We start from the raw sequence: 8,431 nt of genomic DNA, 5'->3' as shown, positions 1-8,431 counted from the left end.
CCCCCTCCCCCGCGACCCCGAGCCTCTCGGAGCAGATCGCCCGCGCCGACCGGCTCGCCGTCCGCGACTGGCCCGCCGGCTTCCTCTGGGGATCCGCGACCGCCGCCGCCCAGATCGAGGGCGCCGGCCACGAGGGCGGCAAGGAGGACAGCATCTGGGACGCCTTCTCCCGCGTCCCCGGAGCGGTCGCGAAGGGCGACACCCCCGAGGTCGCGGTGGACCACTACCACCGGATGCCCGCGGACGTGCGGCTGATGAAGGAGCTGGGGCTCGGCTCCTACCGCTTCTCGGTCAGCTGGGCGCGCGTCAAGCCGGGCGACCGCTCCGTGAACCCCGAGGGCCTCGACTTCTACTCCCGCCTGGTCGACGAGCTGCTCGGCGCCGGCGTGCTGCCGTGGCTCACCCTCTACCACTGGGACCTCCCGCAGGCCGTCGAGGAGACCGGCGGCTGGGCGAACCGCGACACCGCCGAGCGATTCCGGGACTACGCCGAGGCCGTCTACGAGAGCCTCGGCGACCGGGTGCAGCACTGGACGACGTTCAACGAGCCGTTCTGCTCGACCCTGCTCTCCTACGGGGCGGGCGTGCACGCCCCCGGCGTGATCTCGCAGCAGAAGGCCCTCGCCGCCGTGCACCACACGCACCTCGCCCACGGGCTGGCCGTCTCGACGCTCCGGCAGCTCGGAGCGCAGAACCTGGGCATCACGCTCAACCTCTCGAACGCCGTCCCCGACGACCCCGAGGACGAGGCCGACCTCGACGCCGCACGCCGCTTCGACGCCCTCCAGAACCGGATCTTCCTCGACCCGCTGCTGCGCGGCGAGTACCCCGAGGACCTGCTCGAGGACGTCGCCGGGCTCGGACTCGACGAGCTGATCGTCGACGGCGACCTCGATCTCATCTCGCTCCCGCTCGACTTCCTCGGCGTGAACCACTACCACGACGACAACGTCTCGGCGCATCCGCTGCCGGCCGGAGCCGACGACTTCGCCCAGGCGACCGACCGCGAGGTCGGCTCCCCCTGGGTCGGCTCCGAGTTCATCACCTTCCCGTCGCGCGGGCTGCCGCGCACCGCGATGGACTGGGAGGTGAACCCCGACGGGCTGCGCTACCTGCTGACCCGCCTGGGCCTGGAGTACGAGAACCTCCCTCCGCTCTACGTGACCGAGAACGGCGCCGCCTACGACGACGTCGTCGAGGACGGCCGCGTGCACGACCCGGATCGCACGCAGTACGTGCTCGACCACGTCGAGAAGGTCGCCGACGCGATCGACCAGGGCGCCGACGTCCGCGGCTACTTCGTGTGGTCCCTCCTCGACAACTACGAGTGGGCCTGGGGCTACGAGAAGCGCTTCGGCGTCGTGCGCGTCGACTACGGCACGCAGGAGCGGATCGTGAAGGACTCGGGCCTGGTCTACTCCCGACTGCTCGGCGGCAGCGCCGCGGCGATCCTGGACTGACCCGTGAGCGAGCCGACGGGTGTCCGCGGCGGGGGCCGCTCCCCCACCCTCGAGATGGTCGCGGCGCGGGCCGGAGTCTCGCGCGCGACGGTCTCGCGGGTGGTCAACGGCGCCCCGCAGGTGGCGGCCGAGATCGTGGCCGCCGTCGAGAAGGCGATCGGCGAGCTCGACTACGTACCCAATCACGCGGCGCGGATGCTCGCCTCGCGGCGCACGCAGTCGATCGCGCTGATCGTGCCGGAGTCGACCGCGCGCGTCTTCGCGGACCCGTTCTTCGCCTCGATCGTGCAGGGCGCCGCGATGCGCCTGGCCGACACGGACTACACGCTCTCGATGCTGATCGCGTCCGAGACGGACGGCGAGAAGACGCGGCGGTACCTGCTCGGCGGCAACGTCGACGGCGCGCTCGTGGTCTCGCACCACTCGGGCGACCACTCCTACGCGGCGCTCTCGGGCACGCTGCCGATCGTCTTCGGCGGCCGACCGCTCTCGCCCGACGAGCGCGGCTCCTACTTCGTCGACGTGGACAACACGGAAGGGGCGGCCGTCGCCACCGCGCACCTGATCGAGCGCGGCCGGCGCCGGATCGCCACCATCGCGGGCCCCGCCGACATGCCGCCGGGCGTCGACCGCCTGATCGGCTGGCGCGGCGCCCTCACCGACGCCGGCCTCGCCGACGACCTCGTCGAGTGGGGGGACTTCTCGCCGGCCAGCGGCACCGAGGCGATGCGCCGCCTCCTCGCCCGCGACCCCGACCTGGACGGCGTCTTCGCCGCGAACGACCAGATGGCGGTCGGCGCCTACGCCGCCCTTCGCGAGGCCGGCCGCAGGATCCCCGAGGACGTGTCCGTCGTGGGCTTCGACGACGATCTCTTCGCGCGGAACGCCGTCCCCGCGCTGACCACGGTGCGCCAGCTCCCCGACGAGCTCGGCGCCCGCATGGTGGAGCTGCTGACCGCCCGCATCGAGGGGCTCCCCGTGGAGCACCGCACGCTGATGCCGACGTCGCTGGTCGTCCGCGCCAGCAGCTGACCCCGGCCCGCGAGTACGCAGTAGTCGTCGCAGTCGACGCCGAGTGCGACGACTCCTGGACAGTCGGAGAACTCCGCGTGCTCGATCGGATGCGGACGGGCGAACGGATCCGGACGGTGAGGCGGACGCGGGCGGCGGGGCGGGGATGGACGAGCGGGTCGATCCGTCGACGGGGTGCATCACGGTCGCCAGCCGTGGGCCACGAGAGCGGCACGGAGCTCGGCGATCGTGCGCGCCCTGCCCCGGGTCAGACCCTCCGCGCGGACGACCACGACGATCCAGCCCGCGAGGTGCAGGGCCAGGAGCCGTTCACGATCGCGTGAGAACTGCGCGTCGTCCGTCCGGTGCTGGCCGCCGTCGTACTCCGCCACCACCTTCCACCGTTCGAAGACCAGATCACCGACCGCGAGCAGTCGGCCGCCGATCCTGATCTCGGCGTTCACGTCGGGCGCGGGCAGTCCCGCCTCCTCGACGAGAGCGCGGAGCCAGGTCTCCCTCCGCGAGGCGGCTCCGGTCGATGCCAGCCGCAGAGCCTCAGCCAGGCCGCGTCGGCCCCGGCCCCGATGGGAGGCCAGGCGGTCCTGCAGCTCGTGAAGCCGGACATGGGGACGCGGATCGTCCCGGCGCGGGTAGCGCGGCTCGAACAGGAGGTGGTCCGTCGCCGCGAGGAGATCGCGGGCGGACAGCAGTGGCGCGAGCGCGATCCACGTCGACACCGCTCCTGTCACCGGCAGGCCGTGCCGCTCGACCCTGTCCGTCTCCGTGAGGGTGTGGCCGATCACACCCCGGGTCCCGGGGGGCCGGTGCGGCGTCGTCGCCGCCACGTGGATCGGATCGTCCTCGCCGGGTCGCGCCGGGAGCGGCACTCCCCAGGCTTCGGCCGCGGTCAGGTGGGAGAAGAGCTGCCAGGGCTGCAGCCGCGGCAGGTAGGCGGCGGCTCGTTCCAGGTGCGTGACGGGCGCCACCCGGGTGCGCACTCCGTGGAAGGGGCTGGCCAGGGCGGGAGTGCGCAGCCGGGCGTCCGTCATCCCGGCGCGGAGTGCCGCTCGCCGGGTGAAGGCTCCGAGGTCGGTCCTGGACATGCCGCGATTCTGGCGGTCCGTGATCCTCGTCCGACTCCCGCGATCCGCATTCTGTGGACGAACCCCTGATCCCGTATCTGGGGAGGCGTGCCTCCCACCACGACTGTCCAGGAGTTGTCGCAGTCGGCGTCGAGTGCGACAACTCCTGGACAGTCGGAGCGATCGATGTCGAGTGCGACACCTTCTGGACAGTGGGAGCGACCGAACTCGACTGCGACGACTCCTGGACAGTGGGAGCCGGCCGGTACGCAGGAGTCGCGGGGGTGGGGAGCGAGGACGGCGACGTCTGAGGAGTCGCGAGCGCGCGCGTCAGAGGAAGAGCGGCGCCGGGTCGAGGGCGGCGAAGCGGCGGCGCATGACGGCGACCGCGTCGGCGTGCTCGTCGACGAGGACGAAGCGGCGGCCGAGAGCGTGCGCGACGGCGCCGGTCGTGCCGGAGCCGGCGAAGAAGTCGAGGACGGCGTCGCCCTCGCGGCTGGACGCCTGGACGATGCGGCGGAGGATCCCCTCCGGCTTCTGCGTCGGGTACCCGGTCTTCTCGCGGCCTGTCGGCGAGACGATCGTGTGCCACCACACGTCGGTCGGCCGCTTGCCGCGCTCGGCCTTCTCGGGGGTCACCAGGCCCGGGGCCATGTACGGCTCGCGATCCACGGCGGCGGAGTCGAAGTGGTAGCCGCGCGGGTCCTTCACGTAGACGAGGATCGTGTCGTGCTTGGTCGGCCAGCGGCGCGTGGCCTTCGCTCCGTAGTCGTACGCCCAGATGATCTCGTTGAGGAAGCACTCGCGGCCGAAGAGCGCGTCGAGCAGCACCTTCGCGTAGTGCGCCTCGCGGTAGTCGAGGTGGAGGTAGAGGGTGCCGTCGTCGGCGAGCAGCCGCCACGCCTCGGCCAGCCGCGGCTCGAGGAACGACCAGTAGTCGTCGAAGCGGTCGTCGTAGCGGAGCAGGTCGCCGCGGATCCGCTCGTAGCTGCGCCCCTTGAAGCCGGCGATCGTGCCGGTGGTGGAGCGCACCGAGGTGGTCGAGGTCCGCACCTGCGCCCGGCCCGTGTTGAACGGCGGGTCGAGGTAGACGACGGTGAAGGCCCCGTCGGCCAGCTGCGGCAGGACCTCGAGATTGTCGGCGTGGAACACCGCGCTCCGCGACTCCGGGACGCCGTCCGCGATCTGGATCGTCCTGGGCACCCGGCAATTGTGCCAGTGCGCGCGAGCCCGGCGACACGCTCCGCGCCTCGCGCCCGCGCTCGACGGGTGCCGGGAGGCTCCGGCGTAGAGTGGCGCGATGATCTCCGAGGTGCGCCACGACGAGGACTCGTCCCGCTACACGCTCTGGCTCGACGGCGAGACCGTCGGAGTCGCGGACTACGCCGTCCGCGGCCGCGACGTGGTCTTCCTCCACACCGAGATCGCGCCCGAGCACCGCCACGAGGGCCTCGGCGAGACCCTCGTCGAGGCGGCCCTCGACGACGCGCACGAGCGCTTCGGCGGGCGCATCGTCCCGGCCTGCCCGTTCGTCGCCGAGTTCATCGCCGAGCACCCGGACTACCAGGAGCTCCTCGCGAGCTGAGGGGCGCCCGCCGGACCGGTCCGCCGCGTTCCGCTCCGGGGCCACACGCCGACGACCGCCGCCCCGGGCCCGCCGGTCAGGGGACGCGCCGCAGCCACTCCGGAGTCGAGTACTTCGTCCGCACCAGCTCCTCCGCCGCCGCGTACTCCTCCTCGGTCAGCGTCCCCGCCTCGCCGCCGTGCAGCTGCACGAAGGTCGCCTTCATGCGCTCGATGATCTCGGCGCGGCTGAGCCCGGTCTGGCTGCGCAGCGGGTCGACGCGCTTCACGGCGGAGGCGATGCCCTTGTCCGAGAGCTTCTCGCGGCCGATCCGCAGCACCTGCACCATCTTCTCGGCGTCGATGTCGTAGCTCATGGTCACGTGGTGGAGGACGGCGCCGGAGCCCAGGCGCTTCTGCGCGGCACCGCCGATCTTGCCCGAGGGCGAGGTGATGTCGTTGAGCGGCTGGTAGACCGCGTCGATCCCGAGCGACTGCAGCGCGCTGACGGCCCACTCGTCGAGGAAGGCGTAGGAGTCGGCGAAGGTCAGCCCCTGGACGAGGTCGCCGGGGACGTAGAGCGAGTACGTGACGACGCTGCCCGCCTCCATGAACATCGCGCCGCCGCCCGAGATGCGGCGGACCACGTCGACGCCGTACTTCGCCGCGTTGTCGAGGTCGACCTCGTTGCGGAGCGACTGGAAGCTGCCGATGACGACGGCGGGCTGGTCCCACTCCCAGATCCGCAGCGTCGGCTCCCGGCGGCCCTCGCCGACCGCGGCGGTCAGCACCTCGTCGAGCGCCAGGTGGGTCGCGGGAGGGACGGCCCGGTCGTGCACGATGCGCCAGTCGTAGTCGCGCCAGCTGGTCGCCTTCTGCAGCGAGCGGCGGATCGCGACCGCGACGGCCTCGGGCGTGAAGCCGAGCAGGACCGCGTCGGCCGGGAGCGCCTGCCGGATGGCGGCGGCGATGGACTTCGCGTCCGTCTCGGCCGGGAGGCCCACGACCGCGCGATCGATGTCGTCGAGGGCCGTGTCGGGCTCGAGGAAGAAGTCGCCCGCCAGGCGGAACCCGGCGAACCTCCCGTCGACCACGTCGAGGTCGACGACCACGAGCTTTCCGCCGGGGACCTTGTACTCGCCATGCATGACGCCAGCCTAGGCGCGAGCCGGGGCGGGGAAGCGCTCGCCCAGCCACTCCACGAGATCGGCCGTGACCTCGGCCCGGTTGAGCTCCTGGAACAGCTCGTGCCGCGCCTCCGGGTACACCCGCACCGAGACGTCCGTGTACCCGGCCCGCCGCCGGTAGGCCTGGGCGAGCGCGCGCACCGACCGCTCGCCGCCGAGGGTGTCGTCGGCGCCCACGACCAGCAGCAGGGGCAGCGGATGCTCGGGCCCGCGCTTCGGGCGGCCGACCAGCCGCAGGGTCTCGACCAGCCCGATCCGCTTCGCGAGCGGCGTGGTGAAGGTGAGGGGGTCGTCGTGGAACCGCTGCCAGACCTCCGGGTCGCGGGAGAGCCACTCGAGGCCGAGGCCGCCGGCGACGCGGTGCCGCTTCGCCAGGTCGCCCGCGTTCATGTGCCCGGGGAGGCGGTAGGCCGTGCCGCTCAGCACGAGCGCGGCATAGGCGCCGGAGTGGTGGTCGACGATCCGCTGCGCCATGAGCGACCCCCAGGAGTGGCCGAGCAGCACGATCGGCACGCCGGGGCTCTCCTCCGCGAGCAGCTCCGTCAGCCGGAGGATCGCCGCCTCGGTCGCGCGCAGGCCGCCCGGCCCCAGCAGTCCGAGCCGGGAGGAGTCGCCGCCGTGCTGCTCGAGGCCGGTCCGGCCGTGCCCGCGGTGGTCGTCCGCCGCGACCGCGTACCCGGCGGCGACCAGCGCCTCCGCCAGCTCGACGTAGCGCCCCGAGTGCTCGCCGACCCCGTGGGCCAGCTGCACGATCGCGCGGGGCGAGGGGTGCGGCCACCAGCGGTAGTGGATGACGACGCCGGAGGCGTCCTGGAAGGTCCTGTCGACAGCGGCGCCGGTCATGGTGACCAGTGTGGCGCTCCGGCCGCTGGGCGCGAGGGACGCGCTGAGAACTGAGAAGATACTCACGATCCAGCGGCGGGCGCCCTGCTCGCCACGGTGCCTCGCTACCTTTTCCCTTGACGAGCGACCCCCGCGACCGTCCCCCGACCCCCCTTCACGAGCGAGGCCAGCCCCTTCATGACCGTATCGCCCCTGATCTGGACCCTGACGATCGCCTTCATCGTCCTGCTCCTGCTCTTCGACTTCTTCTTCCACGTCCGGAAGGCCCACGAGCCCACGCTGAAGGAGTCGTCGATCTGGTCGGCGCTCTACGTCGGCATCGCCGTGCTCTTCGGGCTCGGCGTCCTCGTCTTCGGCGGAGCGACGCCCGGATCGGAGTACTTCGCGGGGTACATCACCGAGAAGGCCCTCTCGGTCGACAACCTGTTCGTCTTCCTCATCATCATGGCGAGCTTCAAGGTGCCCCGCGCCGACCAGCAGAAGGTGCTCCTCTTCGGAATCGTCTTCGCACTGATCGCCCGCACCGGCTTCATCTTCCTCGGCGCCGCACTGATCAACTCGTTCGCCTGGGTCTTCTACATCTTCGGCCTGATCCTGCTGCTGACCGCGTTCAACCTGGTCAAGCCGGGAGACGACCACTCCAGCGACAACGTGATGGTGCGCCTGGCCAAGCGGATCTTCAAGACGAGCGACCAGTACGACGGCGACAAGTTCTACACGCACATCGACGGCAAGAAGGTCCTCACGCCGATGATCCTCGTCATGGCGGCGATCGGCGGAACGGACATCCTGTTCGCCCTCGACAGCGTGCCGGCGATCTTCGGCCTCACCAGCGACGTGTACCTCGTCTTCACGGCGACCGCGTTCTCGCTGCTGGGCCTGCGCCAGCTGTACTTCCTCATCGACGGCCTGCTCGACCGCCTCGTCTACCTCAGCATCGGCCTCGCCGCGATCCTCGCCTTCATCGGCGTGAAGCTGATCCTGCACGCGCTCCACGAGAACAACCTGCCGTTCATCAACAACGGCGAGCACGTGGAGGTCTTCGAGATCGGCACCGGACTGTCGCTCTCGGTCATCATCGGCGTCCTCGTGATCACGGTGATCGCCTCCCTCGTCAGCCCCAAGGGCCGCCGCATGGCCGCCGAGGCCGCCGAGCGCCGCCGCGTGGCCGCGGGCGCGGACGTCGACGCGACGCACTGAGTCGTCTCGTGCGCCGCGAAGCGGCGCACCGCAGTCGGCTCTCCTAGGCGGTCGGTTTCCCGAGAGCGGGTCCCGACCGCCTAGA

At 71.7% G+C, this 8,431-nt stretch carries 9 protein-coding genes; 5 read left to right on the top strand and 4 right to left on the bottom strand.

The features are described from left to right. Positions 1-35 precede the first annotated feature (35 nt). Positions 36-1,460, top strand: coding sequence for a GH1 family beta-glucosidase (locus C5B95_RS11860; protein WP_104349251.1), 1,425 nt, complete (start codon positions 36-38; stop codon positions 1,458-1,460). 54 nt (positions 1,461-1,514) lie between these two features. Then, positions 1,515-2,492: a LacI family DNA-binding transcriptional regulator gene (locus tag C5B95_RS11855; protein ID WP_104225165.1), complete on the top strand. Its 978-nt coding sequence runs from the start codon at positions 1,515-1,517 to the stop codon at positions 2,490-2,492. A 179-nt stretch (positions 2,493-2,671) separates the two neighbouring features. On the opposite strand, the gene C5B95_RS11850 is transcribed toward C5B95_RS11855, so the two are convergent. Continuing rightward, a complete protein-coding gene (locus tag C5B95_RS11850; protein ID WP_104349248.1) occupies positions 2,672-3,574 on the bottom strand; it encodes a hypothetical protein in 903 nt (300 codons plus the stop codon). Positions 3,575-3,627: 53 nt separating this feature from the next. On the opposite strand from C5B95_RS11850, the gene C5B95_RS17200 reads away from it, so the two are divergent. Then, a complete protein-coding gene (locus C5B95_RS17200) occupies positions 3,628-3,864 on the top strand; it encodes a hypothetical protein (protein WP_146076577.1) in 237 nt (78 codons plus the stop codon). Positions 3,865-3,883: 19 nt separating this feature from the next. On the opposite strand, the gene C5B95_RS11845 is transcribed toward C5B95_RS17200, so the two are convergent. After that, positions 3,884-4,756, bottom strand: coding sequence for a site-specific DNA-methyltransferase (locus C5B95_RS11845; protein ID WP_104225160.1), 873 nt, complete (start codon positions 4,754-4,756; stop codon positions 3,884-3,886). Between the two features lie 97 nt (positions 4,757-4,853). Here C5B95_RS11845 and C5B95_RS11840 point away from each other — a divergent pair, with 97 nt between their 5' ends. Next, the gene (locus tag C5B95_RS11840; RefSeq protein ID WP_104233160.1) at positions 4,854-5,138 is read left to right on the top strand and encodes a GNAT family N-acetyltransferase; all 285 of its coding nucleotides are present in this window, start codon (positions 4,854-4,856) and stop codon (positions 5,136-5,138) included. A 76-nt stretch (positions 5,139-5,214) separates the two neighbouring features. Here the strand turns inward: C5B95_RS11840 and C5B95_RS11835 are convergent, their stop codons facing one another. Next, positions 5,215-6,264, bottom strand: a complete 1,050-nt coding sequence (locus tag C5B95_RS11835; protein ID WP_104225162.1) for a biotin/lipoate A/B protein ligase family protein — start codon at positions 6,262-6,264, stop codon at positions 5,215-5,217. A 9-nt stretch (positions 6,265-6,273) separates the two neighbouring features. Then, positions 6,274-7,146 (bottom strand): alpha/beta fold hydrolase, encoded by an 873-nt coding sequence (locus tag C5B95_RS11830; protein WP_104233159.1) that lies wholly within the window; start codon positions 7,144-7,146, stop codon positions 6,274-6,276. 177 nt (positions 7,147-7,323) lie between these two features. Between C5B95_RS11830 and C5B95_RS11825 the strand changes: the two genes are divergently transcribed. Next, positions 7,324-8,346: a TerC family protein gene (locus C5B95_RS11825; protein ID WP_104233158.1), complete on the top strand. Its 1,023-nt coding sequence runs from the start codon at positions 7,324-7,326 to the stop codon at positions 8,344-8,346. Positions 8,347-8,431 lie beyond the last annotated feature (85 nt).

The sequence above is a fragment of the Rathayibacter sp. AY1A7 genome, assembly GCF_002930845.1.
GTDB lineage: Bacteria > Actinomycetota > Actinomycetes > Actinomycetales > Microbacteriaceae > Rathayibacter.
Note: the sequence above shows the minus strand (reverse complement) of the source record. Positions and strands in the feature narration are given on the sequence as shown.